11 protein-coding genes are annotated in these 14,516 nt (G+C 67.8%); 1 reads left to right on the forward strand and 10 read right to left on the reverse strand.

Features of this window, described 5'->3' with window-relative positions:
• Positions 1-142: 142 nt before the first annotated feature.
• The 10 genes from ACIPK7_RS04590 to ACIPK7_RS04635 all read right to left on the reverse strand — a co-directional run bounded on the left by ACIPK7_RS04590 (position 143) and on the right by ACIPK7_RS04635 (position 11,010).
• Positions 143-625 carry a PaaI family thioesterase gene (locus tag ACIPK7_RS04590; RefSeq protein ID WP_401085783.1) on the reverse strand — a complete coding sequence of 161 codons (483 nt, stop codon included), beginning with the start codon at positions 623-625 and terminating at the stop codon, positions 143-145.
• Positions 626-765: 140 nt separating this feature from the next.
• Positions 766-1,590 carry an SDR family NAD(P)-dependent oxidoreductase gene (locus ACIPK7_RS04595; RefSeq protein WP_192431388.1) on the reverse strand — a complete coding sequence of 275 codons (825 nt, stop codon included), beginning with the start codon at positions 1,588-1,590 and terminating at the stop codon, positions 766-768.
• Between the two features lie 40 nt (positions 1,591-1,630).
• Positions 1,631-3,190, reverse strand: coding sequence for a long-chain fatty acid--CoA ligase (locus ACIPK7_RS04600; protein WP_401085787.1), 1,560 nt, complete (start codon positions 3,188-3,190; stop codon positions 1,631-1,633).
• 137 nt (positions 3,191-3,327) lie between these two features.
• The gene (locus ACIPK7_RS04605; RefSeq protein WP_401085790.1) at positions 3,328-4,161 is read right to left on the reverse strand and encodes an SDR family NAD(P)-dependent oxidoreductase; all 834 of its coding nucleotides are present in this window, start codon (positions 4,159-4,161) and stop codon (positions 3,328-3,330) included.
• A gap of 59 nt (positions 4,162-4,220) precedes the next feature.
• Positions 4,221-5,009, reverse strand: coding sequence for a crotonase/enoyl-CoA hydratase family protein (locus ACIPK7_RS04610; protein WP_401085793.1), 789 nt, complete (start codon positions 5,007-5,009; stop codon positions 4,221-4,223).
• Complete coding sequence (locus ACIPK7_RS04615) at positions 5,006-6,016, reverse strand: acyl-CoA dehydrogenase family protein (RefSeq protein ID WP_401085796.1); 1,011 nt, start codon at positions 6,014-6,016, stop codon at positions 5,006-5,008. Before ACIPK7_RS04615 ends, ACIPK7_RS04610 begins: the two co-directional genes overlap by 4 nt.
• A 26-nt stretch (positions 6,017-6,042) precedes the next feature.
• Complete coding sequence (locus ACIPK7_RS04620) at positions 6,043-7,200, reverse strand: acyl-CoA dehydrogenase family protein (RefSeq protein WP_192431383.1); 1,158 nt, start codon at positions 7,198-7,200, stop codon at positions 6,043-6,045.
• 111 nt (positions 7,201-7,311) lie between these two features.
• Positions 7,312-8,499, reverse strand: a complete 1,188-nt coding sequence (locus ACIPK7_RS04625; protein WP_401085801.1) for a lipid-transfer protein — start codon at positions 8,497-8,499, stop codon at positions 7,312-7,314.
• Between the two features lie 28 nt (positions 8,500-8,527).
• Positions 8,528-9,667, reverse strand: a complete 1,140-nt coding sequence (locus tag ACIPK7_RS04630) for an acyl-CoA dehydrogenase family protein (protein WP_401085803.1) — start codon at positions 9,665-9,667, stop codon at positions 8,528-8,530.
• A gap of 182 nt (positions 9,668-9,849) precedes the next feature.
• The gene (locus ACIPK7_RS04635) at positions 9,850-11,010 is read right to left on the reverse strand and encodes a CaiB/BaiF CoA transferase family protein (RefSeq protein ID WP_401085806.1); all 1,161 of its coding nucleotides are present in this window, start codon (positions 11,008-11,010) and stop codon (positions 9,850-9,852) included.
• A 288-nt stretch (positions 11,011-11,298) separates the two neighbouring features.
• Here ACIPK7_RS04635 and ACIPK7_RS04640 point away from each other — a divergent pair, with 288 nt between their 5' ends.
• Positions 11,299-14,109 (forward strand): LuxR C-terminal-related transcriptional regulator, encoded by a 2,811-nt coding sequence (locus tag ACIPK7_RS04640; protein ID WP_401085809.1) that lies wholly within the window; start codon positions 11,299-11,301, stop codon positions 14,107-14,109.
• Positions 14,110-14,516 lie beyond the last annotated feature (407 nt).

Raw genomic sequence — 14,516 nt, forward strand, 5'->3', positions numbered from 1 at the left:
AAGAAGGGTGAACGGTGTTGGAGCGCTCATGCTATCGAGGCGCCCCCTTCTCCTATTCACCCGATCGGGTAATTCGAATTACCGCACTGCAGGGCAATTCGATGATTCGTAAACCAGCGTGGGAAAATGGCGTTACCGTGCGTTACACCGCGCCCACATCGGTGCGCGAGGTATCACGCAAGCCGGGCGGATTGGCCATGAAAGTGCCCTTGGCGCGTACCACCTGCCGTTCTCCATCCATCAGGCTGAGGCTGGCGCGGCAGAGGTTGCGGCCGAGCTTGTGGACCTCGATGTGCGCCTCGATCCAGCTATCCAGCCGGGCCGGCCTGAGGTAGTCGACGCTCAACTCGATGGTCACCGGCGGCTGCGGAAAATCGCCGGCCAGACGCAGCAGCGCACCGAAGGCGGTGTCGGCCAGGGTGGCGAGAAAGCCGCCGTGGGCGATGCGCAGCGCATTGAGATGCACCGGCAGCACGCGCGCCGCGACGATCCGGCGCTCGCTGTTCAGGTAGATCCCCTGGCAATGCTGGACGAAACCTTGCTGGCCATCGGGCCGGCGCATCGGTTCGAAGCCTTCAGGGATGGGAAATGCAGACAGATCGGAGGGTGCATCGCAGGCGCTCATCGGAGTGTTCCTTGGGGTGCGGGCCAGCGCGGGAACAGTCGATGGCGGGGTGCTACGGCTGTCGCCGCGAGGCTGGGGTAGTGGCGGTATCGCGCGGGGTTCGGGAGGAATCGGGCCACCCGAGGGTGGCCCGGTTGCGGTCAGCGACCGCCGTCGACGATCAGCACCTGGCCGGAGATGTAGTTGGACTCCGGCGCGCACAGCAGGTAGACGCTGCCGGCGGCCTCTTCCGGGGTGCCAGCGCGGCCCAGGGGGATGATCGAAGCGGCGTTCTTGGCCATCTCCGGACGGATGCCGACCTTGATGTCATGGCCGTCGATGGTCAACACCGTGTTGTCCTCGGCGGAGACTTCGGTCAGGCGGGTCTTGATGAAGCCGAACGCCACCGCGTTGACGTTGACCTTGTAGCGCCCCCACTCGCGGGCCAGGGCCTTGGTCAGGCCATTGACCGCGGATTTCGCCGAGGAGTAGTTGGCCTGGCCGGCACCACCGCGCACGCCGGACACTGAGGAAATGTTGACCACCTTGCGGAAGACTTCCCGGCCCTCCTCGGCCTCCTTCTTGGCGCACTCGCGGAAGTGCGCGGACGCGGCGCGGAGAATGCGGAACGGCGCCTTGACGTGCACGTCGAGGATCGCATCCCACTGCTCGTCGGTCATTTTCTGGATCACATTGTCCCAGGTGTAACCGGCGTTGTTGACGATGATGTCGAGGCCGCCGAAGGCGCTCAGCGCGGTGCCGACGAAGCGCTCGGCGAAGTCGCCATCGGTGACGCTGCCGACGCAGGCCACGGCCTTGCCGCCTTCGCTGACGATCTGCGCGACCAGCTCTTCGGCTGGCGCGGCGTCGAGGTCGTTGATCACCACGGCGGCGCCTTCGCGGTGCAGCTTCAGGGCGATCTCACGGCCGATGCCACGGCCGGAGCCGGATACGATGGCGACTTTGCCTTCGAGGTTCTTGCTCACGTTTGTCTCCTTGTTGGTCACGGGTTCGCCTGCCGCGCGGTCAATTGACCGCGCGCTGCTGGTCTTTCCAATACGGGCTGCGCAGGTCGCGCTTGAGGATCTTGCCGGCCGCCGACAACGGCAGCGCTTCGCGGAACTCGACGGTCTTCGGGCACTTGTAGCCGGCGATGAAGCGCCGGCAGTGCTCGATGATTTCCTCGCCCTCGGCGCTGCTGCCGGGCTTGAGCACAATCACCGCGTGCACCGCCTCGCCCCACTTCGCATGGGGAATGCCGATCACCGCGCTGAGCGCTACCGCCGGGTGGCTGGCGAGGGCGCCCTCGACTTCCGCCGAGTACACGTTTTCGCCGCCGCTGACGATCATGTCCTTGACCCGATCGACGATGTAGATGTAGCCCTCGTCGTCCATGTAGCCGGCGTCGCCGGTGTGCATCCAGCCGCCGCGTTTGGCCTGGGCAGTGTCTTCCGGGCGGTTCCAGTAGCCGAGCATCACCGAGTCGCCGCGCAGGAGAATCTCGCCGACGACACCGCGCGGTACCTCGTTGTCCTGCTCGTCGACGATGCGCGCGAGGACGCCCACCGCCGGCTGCCCCGCCGCGCGGATGCGGCCGTTGGCGACGCCCGCGGCGCTGTGGTTGGCCGCGCCGTTGAACACCACTCCGCTGGTGGTTTCGGTCATCCCGTAGCCCTGGGTGAACTCCAGCTCCGGCAGGTGCTCCAGGGCCAGCTCCATCAGCGCCGGGGAGATCGGCGCGGCGCCATAGACCATCATTTTCAGGCTGCTGAGGTCGTAACGCGGGAACTGCGGGTGCATCAGGATCACCTGCAGCATGGTCGGCACCAGCAGGGTTTCGTGGACCTTCTCGCGCTCGATGGTCTGCATCAGTTCCAACGGTTCGAAGGTCGGAACGAACACGTGCGGCTGGTCCAGCACCAACTGCACCATCACCCCGCCCAAGGCCGCGCCATGGAACATCGGCGCCACATGCAGGGCCGGCGCATAGCCTTCGGCCGGGGCGCGACCGGCCAGGCGCGACATCAGCAAGGACCAGAGATTGTGGTGCGACTGCATCACCCCTTTCGGGTGCCCGGTGGTGCCGCCGGTGTACATGATGTTGGCAAGGTCGTCGCCGCGCCGTTCGGCGTCGGCCACCGGCGCGGTGTCGCGCAGCAGTTGTTCGTAGGAGAGCATGCCCTCTGGCGCCGCGCCGTCGCCGACGTGGATCAGCAGCGGTGGGTGCTTGGCGGTGCGCCGGATATCCTCGGCCATGCTCAGGAAGTTATCGTCGACCAGCAGGATGCGGGTGTCGCAGTCGTCCAGCGAGTAGACGATCTCCGGGACGCTCCAGCGGGTATTGACGCCATTGACCACGCCACCGCCCCACCAGGTGCCGAGGATGTATTCGAAGTACCAGTCGGAGTTCAGGCCGAGCATGCCGACCCGGTCGCCGGGCTGCATGCCCAGTTGCTGCAGAGCACCGGCGAGACGGGCGACCCGCTCGACCAGTTGCCGGTAGCTGCGCCGACGGTCACGGAAGATGGTGACTACGGCGTCAGGATGAAGCGACAGGGCGCGATGCAGAGGTTGCGTCATATTCATTGTTGTTTTACCTCGTGGGTATCACCGATGGTGCTTCGCTTGCGGAGCGCCGGAACAAGGCAGCGGCAAAAGACTCCGGACAATCGATACGCTTGCCGTCAGTGGCCCGACGCTAACGTCGGACCATCAGCCAGGATTCAGAAGTTTCCACCGGGGCCGCCACCGCAGTACAGGGTTTGCCCGGAAACGAAGTCCGAGCCCGGCAGGCACAGCAGTACCACGGCACCGGCGGCTTCCTCGGGCTTGCCCGGGCGGCCCAGGGCGATGGCGCGACTGGCGTTGTCGATGTAGGCCTGCTGGATGCCGACCTTGATTTCGCGGCCCTCGATGTTCACGGTCTTGCTCTCGTCGCCGGCCAGTGCCTGGGTCAGGCGCGTCTCGATGAAGCCGAAGGCCACCGCGTTGACGTTGACCTTCAGCCGGCCCCATTCCTTGGCCAGGGTCTTGGTCATGCCGAGGATGCCGGCCTTGGCCGCCGAATAGTTGCTCTGCCCGGCGTTGCCGCCCGCGGCCCCGGAGGAAATGTTGACCACCTTGCGCAGCACTTCGCGGCCTTCGGCGGCTTCCTTCTTGGCCAAGGCGCTGATGATCGGCTGGGCGGCGCGGAGGATGCGGAACGGCGCGGTCAGGTGGCAGTCGATGATCGCGTACCACTGCTCGTCGCTCATCTTCTGGATCACGTTGTCCCAGGTGAAGCCGGCGTTGTTGACGATGATGTCGATGCCACCGAAGTGCTTCACCGCGGTCTGCACGAAACGCTCGGCGAAGTCCGGCACGGTCACGCTGCCGACGCAGGCCACGGCCTCACCGCCGGCGGCGCGGATTTCCGCGACCACTTCGTCGGCCGGCGCCTGGTCGAGGTCGTTGATCACCAGGCGAGCGCCCTCTTCCGCCAGTTGCAGGGCCACGCAGCGGCCGATGCCACGACCGGAACCGGTCACTAGGGCCACTTTGCCTTCGAGTTTCTTCATGGTTCTTCTCCTCAGTACTGGGCGCAGCCAGGCCGCACGGCCCGGCGCGCGGGGTGGGTTCAACCGGTGAACACCGGCGTGCGTTTATCGATGAAGGCCGCCACCGCTTCCTGGTGATCGGCGCTCTGGTGTGCCAGCACCTGATAGGCGGCGGACATTTCCAGCAGAGTGTCCAGGCGCGTGTGCAGGGCCTCGCGCATCAGGCGCTTGGCCAGGCGCACCGCATGCGGCGGATTGGCGGCGATCGCCTCGGCGATCTCGCGGGCGCAGGGCAGCAGTTCCTCGGCCGGCACCACGCGCGACACCAGGTTCCAGTCAAGTGCCTGGCGGGCGTCGATGGTCTGCCCGGTCAGGGTCAGCTCGCTGGCCCGCGACAGGCCGATGATCCGCGGCAGCAGCCAGGCGCCGCCGTCACCGGGAATGATCCCCAGCTTGACGAAGCTCTCGGCGAACTTGGCCTGCTCGGCGGCCACGCGGATATCGCACATGCAGGCCAGGTCCAGCCCGGCGCCGATGGCGTGGCCGTTGATCGCGGCAATCACCGGCACTTCCAGGTTGAACAGCGCCAGCGGCACCTGCTGGATGCCCAGGCGGTACTCCTGGCGCAGGGCCATGTTCGGCATCCTCGCGTAGCGCTGCATGTCGCGAACGTTGCCGCCGGAAGAGAACGCCGTGCCGGCGCCGGTGAGGATCACCGCGCGCACGCTGCTGTCGCGGTGGATGCGATCCAGGGCCTCGAGCAGCGCTTCGACCATGCCATTGCCGGTCAGCGGGTTGCGTCGCTCGGGGTCGTTGAGGGTCAGGGTGACGACGTGGCCATCCTGCTGGTACTGGAGCAACTCGCTCATGCCGATTGTCCTTCTGTGAGGGGGGTGGCCAGGCGCACGAATTCGCTGCTGCCGGTGCCGCTCAGGGCCAGCAGCGCGGTGCCGACGAGGCGGTTCCAGTAGCCCTCCGCGCCTTCGGCCAGCCGCCACTCGTGGAGGCGGCGGCTGTACAACTGCAAGTCGAACTCCTCGGTCACGCCGATGGCCCCGTGCAGCGCGTGGGCAGTCGCCGCCACCAGCGGCACCGCCATGCTGCCGCGGGCCTTGGCGATGGCCGCCGGGATCGCCTGGGGCACTCGTACGCCAGCGCTGAAAGCCATTTCGGCGGCAGCGGTGGCGGCGGCCACCTGTTCGGCCATCACCGCCAGTTGATGCTGGATGCTCTGGAATTTGCCGATGGCCTTGCCGAACTGCACGCGGTCGTTGCAGTACTCCAGGGTCTTGTCGATACACCAGGTCATGGCGCCGGCGATGGCGGCAGCGTGCAGCGCCGCGCTGAATACGCGCAGTGCCTCGCCGCGTCCGGCCAGGGTCGCCAGCGCTTGCCCGGCCGGCCAGCGCAGGGTGGCTTCGAGGCTGCCGTGGACGCCGGAGGGCGAACGCTCGGCGGCGGCGCCATCGAGCAGCAACAGGTCGCCATCGACATTGGCCAGAACGAACTCAGCGAAGCGCCCGCAGGCCACCAGCGGCGCAACCAGCGCACCGTCGGCGTCGCGCCGGGCATTGCCGCACAGGCTGAGCATGCCGGCCGGGGCCGCCACCCCGCTGCCCTGCAGCAGGGCGCGGGCGGCGATGCTATGCGCCGCCGGCAGCGGCAGCGCATAGCGACCGAAGGCCAGCAGAATGGGGAACAGCGCGGCCAGGTCGAGGCCGGCGCCGCCCTCTTCCTCCGGGGTCAGCAGTTCGAGGAAGCCGCTGTCTTCCAGCAGGCGCCATAGCGCGCTGGGTGTTTCGCCGCCCTCCACCGCGCGGATCAGCGCTGAGGTGCAGTGATCGGCCAGGAGCTTTTCAATTGCTTCAGTGAACATCTTCGAGGAGTCCTGTTCAGAGGCGGTCAACGCAGGCCGAGGCCGCGGGCGATCATGCCGCGAAGGATTTCGCGGGTGCCGCCGCGCAGCGAGAAGGTCGGCGATATCTGGCTCAGGTAGGCCAGGGTGCGGTACAGCTCGGCGTCCACCGGGGCATCCGGATTCGCCCCGATGGCCGCGGCGATGGCCACCGGGATCGACTGTTCGAACTCGGTGCCGAGGTCCTTGACCAGCGCCGCCTCGATCACCGGGCTCTCGCCGCGGGCCAGCTTGGCGGTCAGCGCCAGCGACAGGCAGCGCAAGCTCGCCAGTTGGCTGATGAAGGCACCCAACTGGCTGGCCTCGGCCTCGCTGTGGCCTGCACGGCGCAGGTGTTGCAGCCAGAGATCGAGCAGCACCACGCTGGAGTAGAAGCGCTCCGGCCCGCTGCGCTCGAAGGCCAGCTCGGCGTTGACCTGCTGCCAGCCGCTGCCCTCCGCGCCGACCAGCGCATCGGGGCCGAGCAGGACATCGTCGAAGGTCACTTCGCAGAAGTGCGAGTCGCCGGCGAGGTCGGCGATCGGCCGCACGTTCACCCCCGGCTGGCGCAGGTCGATGATGAACTGCGACAGGCCCTTCTGGCGGTCTTCCGGCGCGCCGGAGGTGCGCACCAGGGCAATCATGTAGTGGGCGTGTTGGGCGTTGGTGGTCCAGATCTTCCGCCCGTTCAGCCGCCAGCCACCTTCACAGGGGACGGCGCGGCTGCGCACGCTGGCCAGGTCCGAGCCGGAGTTCGGCTCGCTCATGCCGATGCAGAAGAACGCCTGGCCGGCACAAATGCGCGGCAGGTAGAAGTCCTGCTGCGCCTGGCTGCCGAACTTGAGGATCAGCGGCCCGCTCTGGCGGTCGGCGATCCAATGCGCGGCCACCGGGGCACCCGCGCAGAGCAGCTCCTCCACCAGCACGAACCGGCTGAAGGCGTCCAGGCCGGCGCCGCCGCAGCTTTTCGGCAGGGTCAGGCCGACCCAGCCGCGCTCGGCCAGCTTGCGGCTGAAGGCGGCGTCGAAGCCGGTCCAACTGCGCGCGCGGACGTCCGCCGCGACCGCCGGCAGGTGCTCGGCGAGGAAGCCGCGCACCTCGCTGCGAAAGGCTTCGGCGTGGGCCGGCAGCGCCTCCAGGCGGAAGGCGTCGAGCAACTGGCTCATCGGGCGACCTCCGGGTGATCAGGGGTGCCGGACGCGCCGGCGATTGGCAGGTGTCGCATGTCTTGCGTCCTCGTGGCGTACGGGCGGGCACCGTGGCCCGCCACGGCGCGTTCAGTTCTTGCCGTACAGGGTGACCACGCAGGCACCGCCCAAACCGACGTTGTGCTGCAGCCCCAGGCGCGCACCGGCGACCTGGCGCGCATCAGCGTTACCGCGCAACTGCTGGGTCAGCTCGTAGCACTGGGCCAGGCCGGTGGCACCCAGTGGGTGGCCCTTGGAGAGCAAACCGCCGGACGGGTTGATGACGATGCGCCCGCCATAGGTGTTGTCGCCGTCGCGGACGAAGCGCTCGGCGCCGCCTTCGGGGCAGAATCCCAGGGTCTCGTAGCTGATCACTTCCATCTGCGCGAAGCAGTCGTGCAGCTCGCACAGGTCGATGTCCTCTGGACCGACGCCGGCCTGCTCGTAGACCTGGCCCACCGCGGCGCGAACCATGTGCGAGCCGACCCAACTGAGCATCGACGGCGGGTCGAAGGATTCGGCGGTATCGGTGGTCATCGCCTGGGCGAGAATCTGCACGTCGCTGCGCAGGCCGTGCTGCTTGGCGAAGCGTTCGGAAACCAGGATCGCCGCGGCGCCGCCACAGGTCGGCGGGCAGGCCATCAGGCGCGTCAGCACGCCGGGCAGGATCACCGTGTCGTTCATCACGTCCTCGGTGCTGAGGACCTTGCGGAACAGCGCCAGGGGATTGTTCGCCGCGTGGCGGCTGGCCTTGGCGCGCACCGCGGCGAAGGTGTCCATGCCGCAGCCGTACTTGGCCATGTACTCGCGCCCGGCGCCGCCGAAGGTGCGGATCGCCTGGGGCATGCCGTCCATGTCCGGGGTCTGGCCCCAGAGCACCGGCAGGAAGCGCTCGCGGGTCGGCGGACGGTCGCTCCATTGCGACTTCAGCGCGCCCGGCTGCATCTGCTCGAAGCCCAGCGCCAGCACGCAGTCGGCCGAGCCGGACTCGATGGCCTTGCGCGCCAGGTACAGCGCGGTGGAGCCGGTGGAGCAGTTGTTGTTGACGTTGACCACCGGGATGCCCGACATGCCCACTTCATAGAGGGCGGTCTGGCCGCAGGTGGAATCGCCGTAGACGTAGCCGGCGTAGGCTTCCTGCACCCGCTGGTAGCCGATGCCGGCGTCGGCCAGCGCGCGGCGCACCGCTTCGGCGCCCATTTCGGTATAGCTGGGGCTGGCCCCCGGCTTGCTGAAGGGAATCATGCCGACGCCGGCAACCAGGACTTTCTCGCTCATGCTTTCACCTGAATTCGGAAGGATGGGATCAAAGCTGGCGGGCGATCAGTTCGCGCAGCACTTCGCTGGTGCCGCCGAAGATGCGCGTCACGCGCATGTCGACGAAGGCGCGGGCGATGGGGTACTCGAGCATGTAGCCGTAGCCGCCGTGTAGCTGGACCATGTCGTCGATGCATTTGCACAGCGTCTCGGTGGCGAACAGCTTGGCGATCGCCGCTTCCTGCAGGGTCAGGCGACGGCGCATGTGCTCGCCCAGGTAGTAATCGACCATCAGTCGCACGGCGGTGGCCTGGGCCTTGATGTCGGCGAGCTTGAACTTGGAGTTCTGGAAGTCCCACACGGTCTGGTTGAACGCCTTGCGCTCCTTGACGTACTCCAGGGTCAGCTCGAGCATGCGTTCCAGCTTGGCGGCGCTGTACACGGCGATCACCAGGCGCTCCTGCGGCAGCTCTTCCATCAGGTGCATAAAGCCCTTGTTCTCTTCGCCGAGCAGGTTGCCGACCGGCACCCGGACGTTGTCGAAGAACAGCTCGGAAGTATCCGCCGCGGACTGGCCGACCTTCTCCAGCTTGCGCCCGCGGCGGAAGCCCTCGCGGTTCGCCTCGACCATGATGATGCTGCAGCCCTTGGCGCCGGCGGCCGGGTCGGTCTTGCAGACCACCGCGACCATGTCGCACTGCAGGCCATTGCTGATGAAGGTCTTGCTGCCATTGATGACCCACTCGTCACCGTCGCGCACGGCGCTGGTACGGATCGACTTGAGGTCGGAGCCCGAGCCCGGCTCGGTCATGGCCACGGCGAGCACGGTCTTGCCGGCGCAGATGTCCGGCAGCCACTTACGCTTCTGCTCTTCGGTGCCCAGACGGACGATGTAGGGCGCGACGATGTCCGAGTGCACGCCCAGGCTCCAGCCGGAAATACCGGCACGGTGCAGCTCCTCGATCAGCACCGCGGAATGACCGAAGTCACCGCCACCGCCGCCGTATTCGGTGGGCACGGTCAGACACAGCAGGCCTTCGCGGCCGGCCTTCAGCCAGGTCTCGCGGTCGACCTGGCCGGCGGCGTCCCAGGCGGCCTGGCGCGGCACGCATTCGCGTTCGAAGAAGCGTCGCGCGCTCTCGCGCAGCATCTCGTGGTCGTCACGGTAAACGGTACGTTGAATGTGCATCGGATTCTCCAGATGGCCAGGGGACGTCGCGCGCCCAGGCTGTTGTTGTGTCAACGAATCTAGAGAGGAAGCCGGCGCAGACGGCCCCCCGCGTCGGGTGGCGAAGTCCGCGGCTTTTTTCACGCTGAAACGGGACGCAAAAAAGGCGCCCGCGGGCGCCTTTGCAGGAGTCGCTGAGCGACTCAGTTTTCGTCGATGAACGACAGCCCACGGCTGCGCAACGCACCGATCTGCTGCTCATCGAAACCCCAGTCGCGCAACGCCGCGCCGCCATGCTGGCCACGGCGCGGGGCCGGCCTCGGCTGGGCCGAAGGGGTGCCCTGGAAGCGCGGCGCCGGGCCGGGCTGGACGATGCCGTTGACCTCGACGAAGCTGCCGCGCGCGCGGTTGTGCGGATGCTCGGCGGCCTCGCTGAAGCCCAGCACCGGCGACACGCAGGCATCGCTGCCCTCGAAGAGCTTGCTCCACTCGTCGCGGGTGCGGCCGAGGAAGGCGCGGGTAAAGGCATCGCGCAGCTTCGGCCAGCCATCGCGGTCGTGTTGCCCGGGCAGCGCGGCGTCGGCCAGGCCGAGCTTCTCCAGCAACTCGGCATAGAAGCGCGATTCCACCGGGCCGATGGCCATGTAGTGGCCGTCCAGGGTGCGGTAGGTGTCGTACCAGGGCGCGCCACCGTCGAGCAGGTTGCTGCCGCGCTGTTCGCGCCAGTTGCCGCTGGCCACCAGGCCCCAGAAGATCGCTCCCAATTGCGCCGCGCCTTCGGTCATGGCGGCATCGACCACCTGGCCCTGGCCGCCGCGTTGCACATTCAGCAGCGCGGCCAGCACACCCATGGCCAGCAGCATGCCGCCACCGCCATAGTCGCCCACCAGGTTCAGCGGCGGCACTGGGCGCCCGCCGGCCGGGCCGATGGCCGAGAGCACGCCGGACAGGGCGATGTAGTTGAGGTCATGGCCGGCGTTCTGCGCCAGCGGGCCGGTCTGCCCCCAGCCGGTCATGCGCCCATAGACCAGCTTCGGGTTGCGTGCCAGCGCCACCTCCGGGCCGAGACCCAGGCGCTCCATGATCCCTGGGCGGAAGCCTTCGACCAGCACATCGGCCTTTTCGATCAGCTCCAGCGCGCACGCCACGCCTTCGGGCGTTTTCAGGTCCAGGGTCAGCGAGCGGCGATTGCGCCCGATCAGGTCCAGGCGCGGACCGTCCAGCTTCGGCCCCAGGTCGCTGGCGGCCACCGGCCGATCGATACGCAGGACATCGGCGCCCATGTCGGCGAGCAGCATGGCGCCGAATGGCGCCGGCCCGATCGCTTCGAACTCCAGTACGCGAATCCCTTTGAGAACACCCATCTACAGCCCCCTGGCCCGACCGCGCGGTCGGTTCGATTGTTCGGATCGCCCTCACCCACGCCGCAGCCGGCCGGGAGTGGCACGCTTTGGCGGAAAAGTAGAGCAACCCCCACCGGGCCACGACCCCCCGCGTCGGGTGGCCACGAACGGTGCAACGCAGCAATTGCGCGGGCTCGCGGGCGGCGCGCGAGCCCGCCGACGACCAGCCTCTGGTGAAACCTCGCCAGTTTGCTTCATGCTGTCGAACTAGACTGAATGCCGTTCGGTACCACCTGCCCTGGATCACCCATGGATACCCGACCTACAACAACAAATCAGTCGCCTGCCGTCCTCAATGCGAATCCGAGTTTCGATTCCGTCGACAGCAGCAAGCTGACTCCCCCACGCAACAGCGGTCGCATCGTCGCCCGCGAACGCCTGCATGCCCAACTGCAGGAAGCCCGGCGCAAGCGCTGCATTGTCCTCAAGGGGCCCGCCGGCTGCGGCAAGACCACCGCGCTGGTCGCCTGGCGCCAACTGCTACTGCCGTTGGGCTTCGACGTCGCCTGGCTGACCCTGACCAGCGACGACAACCAGCCAATGCGCTTCCTCGACTACCTGCTGGCGAGCCTGGCCCAGGTGGAACCGGCGATGGTCCGCGATGCCGCGCTGCTGGAAGGCTATGGCAACGATCGCGACGCCGCCGAGAACACCGTCATCACTCTGGTCCAGGGCATCGCCGCGCACTCGCGCGAGCTGGTGCTGATGCTCGACGACCTGCATGCGCTGACCGACCCGGACATCCACCAGACCTTGCAGTGGCTGATCGACTATGCGCCGAGCAACCTGCACCTGGTATTGGTCTCGCGCAGCGCCATTCCGCTCTCCCTGGCGCGCCTGCGCAGCCATGGGCTGGTGCTCGAACTGGACCTGCGCGACCTGCGCTTCACCCCGGCCGAAGCGGAGATCTTCCTCAAGGCGCAGCTGGGCGAAGTCAGCACGCAAGAGATCCAGAGCATCTATGAGATGACCGATGGCTGGATCGCCGGCCTGCAATTGGTCGCGGCCAGCCACAAGAAGAGCCGCCAGCGCCTGGCGGGCCCGGGCCGCCCGGCGCTGCTGCCGCAGGAACACCTGAGCGACAACCAGGCGTTCGCCCGCTTCTTCGAGACAGAAGTCCTTTCGCACCTGTCGCCCACCGACCTCGAACTGCTGCTGCACACCGCCGTCTGCAGCCGCTTCTGTGCGCCCTTGTGTGCCACGCTGGTCGGCCGCCCGGAGGCCACCGGCGAGGCGCGCGAACTGCTCAAGCGCCTGGAGAACGACAACCTGTTCCTGATCGCCATCGACAGTGGCGAACAGGAAGACTGGTACCGTCTGCACCCCTTGCTGCGGGAACTTCTCCTGCAACTGTTCGCCGCTCGCGCCGAAGCGGATCGGCTCGCCGTGCACAGCCGCGCCTGGAACTGGCTGCGCGACCACGACCAGTTGCACGAGGCGATCCGCCACGCCGTGGTTGGCGGCCAGGCGGCCGCCGCTGCGGACCTGGTGGAGCAGCGTGTCGACGAGCTGTCGGCACGCGGCGAGATTCGCTTCCTGATCGACCTGGCCAGGCAGTTGCCTCTGGAGTACCTGCAACCGCGTATCAGCCTGCGCCTGGTACTGGCCCGCATGCAGTTGTACTCGCGCGACCTGCCGGCGAGCGCCAAGACCCTGGAGGAACTGGAACGCGACGTACCCAAAAGCGACCTCGCCACACGCTTTCGCATCACCGTCCTGCGGGCGGCGGTGGCGGTTCAGCACGACGATACCGACCAGGCCATGGCCTACCTGCCGGAGCTGCTGTCGCCGCCCGAGGAAGCGGACGGTTTCACCGTCGGCGGTGGCATCAATATCCTCTCCTGGCTGTACATGCACCGTGGCGAGTTCGAGCGCGCGCGGCGCCTGCAGATCGACCGACCGACCATGCTGGTGGATGGCTCGCCGTTGCGCGGCACCGCCTCGGGCACTCTCCTGGGCCGTAGCCTGATCGGCCTGAGCCTGGCCATGGAGGGCCAGATGATCCAGGCCGAGCGCATCTACCGCGAGGTGATCTACGAAGCCGAACGCGGCGGCCGGCCCTGTATCGACGCGCTGTTCCTGTCCACCGCGCTGCTCGGCGAAGCGTTGTACGAAAGCAACGAGGCGGAGGCCGCCTACCAGTTGCTGGCCGATCGCATCGACGCCTTCGAACGCATGTCGATTCCCGACTCTGTGCTGCGCGTGCTGGAAGTGCTGGGCAAATGCCAGTGGCTGGCCGGCAACCACCGCGAAGCCTTCGCCTACCTCGAGCGCCTGGACGAGTACGCCCAACGCCTGGGGCTCGACCGGCTGCAAGCACACAGTCTGCAAGGGCAGATCCTCTGGCACCTGCAACTGGGCGAACTGGTCGCCGCGGAAACCAAGCTGGCGCGTTTGGAAGACATCGCCGCACGCCATGTCGGCAGCGGCCCCGGTGCCTCCCGGGAAATCCACGTGCTGGCGCAGAGCGCGCGAATCCGCTGGCAACTCGCCGAGGGCGATCTGCTGGAGGCGGCGCGGCGGCTGAACCAGCTCGTCGAATTCTGCGACTCCGGTGGTCGCCAGCTCGACGTCACGCGCCTGAAGATGCTCGGCGCCATTCTCGATGAGCAGCGCGGCCTGCAAGAAGCCGCGCGGGAAAAGGTGCTCGCCGCCCTGCGCGCCGGCCACCGCTACGGCCAGGTGCGCAGTCTGCTGGATACCCATCCGCGGGCGGTGGAGCTGATCGACCAGGTGGCCCAGGGGTCGACGCTCGACCCGGTGCTGCGTTTCTATGTCGAGCGCCTGCAGACCATCCAGCAACAGGCCGCCCAGCCGCAGAGCGGCAAGCCGGTCGCCGCGCGCCGGCCGGCAGCCACAGCGACCGAGCCACTGAGCGAGCGCGAGATGGAAGTCCTGCGCCTGCTCGCGCAAGCGTTGCCGAACAAGAAAATCGCCCGCGCCCTGGGGCTGTCCCACGAAACGGTCAAATGGCACTTGCGGCATATCTACAGCAAGCTCGGCGTCAGCAGCCGCGACGAGGCGGTGGCCCGCCTGCGCGACATGGAGTCCGCGGTCTGAGCACTCCCCGGCACGCCGGGGAGCCAGCGCGAGTCAGCCGATAGGCTGGGGTCGGTCAGCCCTGAATGGCTCGCGCGGTGCGCGCTGGAGAACCTTGCCGGCAGCGCTCAATGGCAGTGAGTCGCGGAGCTCGACGGGGTTCGGGTATGGGTGGCCGGCACTCGCCTCGCGGCAATGAGCACATACCCATTCCTCGTCGAGTACGGCCGCGCTTTGCGCGCCATCACCATCACCTCGCCCCGATGCGTCCCCGCACGCCTTAGCCACGGCGCCGTCAGTAGAACAACCACCGCCCAGCCCTGACCACCCGCCGCGGGTTGCGCGCCACAGCGGCTGCAAGCCGCCGGCCAACCCGCCACCCAGCGCGGGTGGCGGCCCCTTGCTGGCACGCCCCTACCGTAGAGCCT

The organism is Pseudomonas sp. NPDC086581 (assembly GCF_044746165.1).
Classification (GTDB): domain Bacteria; phylum Pseudomonadota; class Gammaproteobacteria; order Pseudomonadales; family Pseudomonadaceae; genus Pseudomonas.

Bases quoted from the DNA above. Each gene is read 5' to 3' on its own strand.
- ACIPK7_RS04615 (WP_401085796.1), bottom strand. From the start codon at position 6,016: ATGTTCACTGAAGCAATTGAAAAGCTCCTGGCCGATCACTGCACCTCA.
- ACIPK7_RS04630 (WP_401085803.1), bottom strand. From the start codon at position 9,667: ATGCACATTCAACGTACCGTTTACCGTGACGACCACGAGATGCTGCGC.
- ACIPK7_RS04590 (WP_401085783.1), bottom strand. From the start codon at position 625: ATGAGCGCCTGCGATGCACCCTCCGATCTGTCTGCATTTCCCATCCCT.
- ACIPK7_RS04605 (WP_401085790.1), bottom strand. From the start codon at position 4,161: ATGAAGAAACTCGAAGGCAAAGTGGCCCTAGTGACCGGTTCCGGTCGT.
- ACIPK7_RS04625 (WP_401085801.1), bottom strand. From the start codon at position 8,499: ATGAGCGAGAAAGTCCTGGTTGCCGGCGTCGGCATGATTCCCTTCAGC.
- ACIPK7_RS04600 (WP_401085787.1), bottom strand. From the start codon at position 3,190: ATGAATATGACGCAACCTCTGCATCGCGCCCTGTCGCTTCATCCTGAC.
- ACIPK7_RS04610 (WP_401085793.1), bottom strand. From the start codon at position 5,009: ATGAGCGAGTTGCTCCAGTACCAGCAGGATGGCCACGTCGTCACCCTG.
- ACIPK7_RS04640 (WP_401085809.1), top strand. From the start codon at position 11,299: ATGGATACCCGACCTACAACAACAAATCAGTCGCCTGCCGTCCTCAAT.
- ACIPK7_RS04635 (WP_401085806.1), bottom strand. From the start codon at position 11,010: ATGGGTGTTCTCAAAGGGATTCGCGTACTGGAGTTCGAAGCGATCGGG.
- ACIPK7_RS04620 (WP_192431383.1), bottom strand. From the start codon at position 7,200: ATGAGCCAGTTGCTCGACGCCTTCCGCCTGGAGGCGCTGCCGGCCCAC.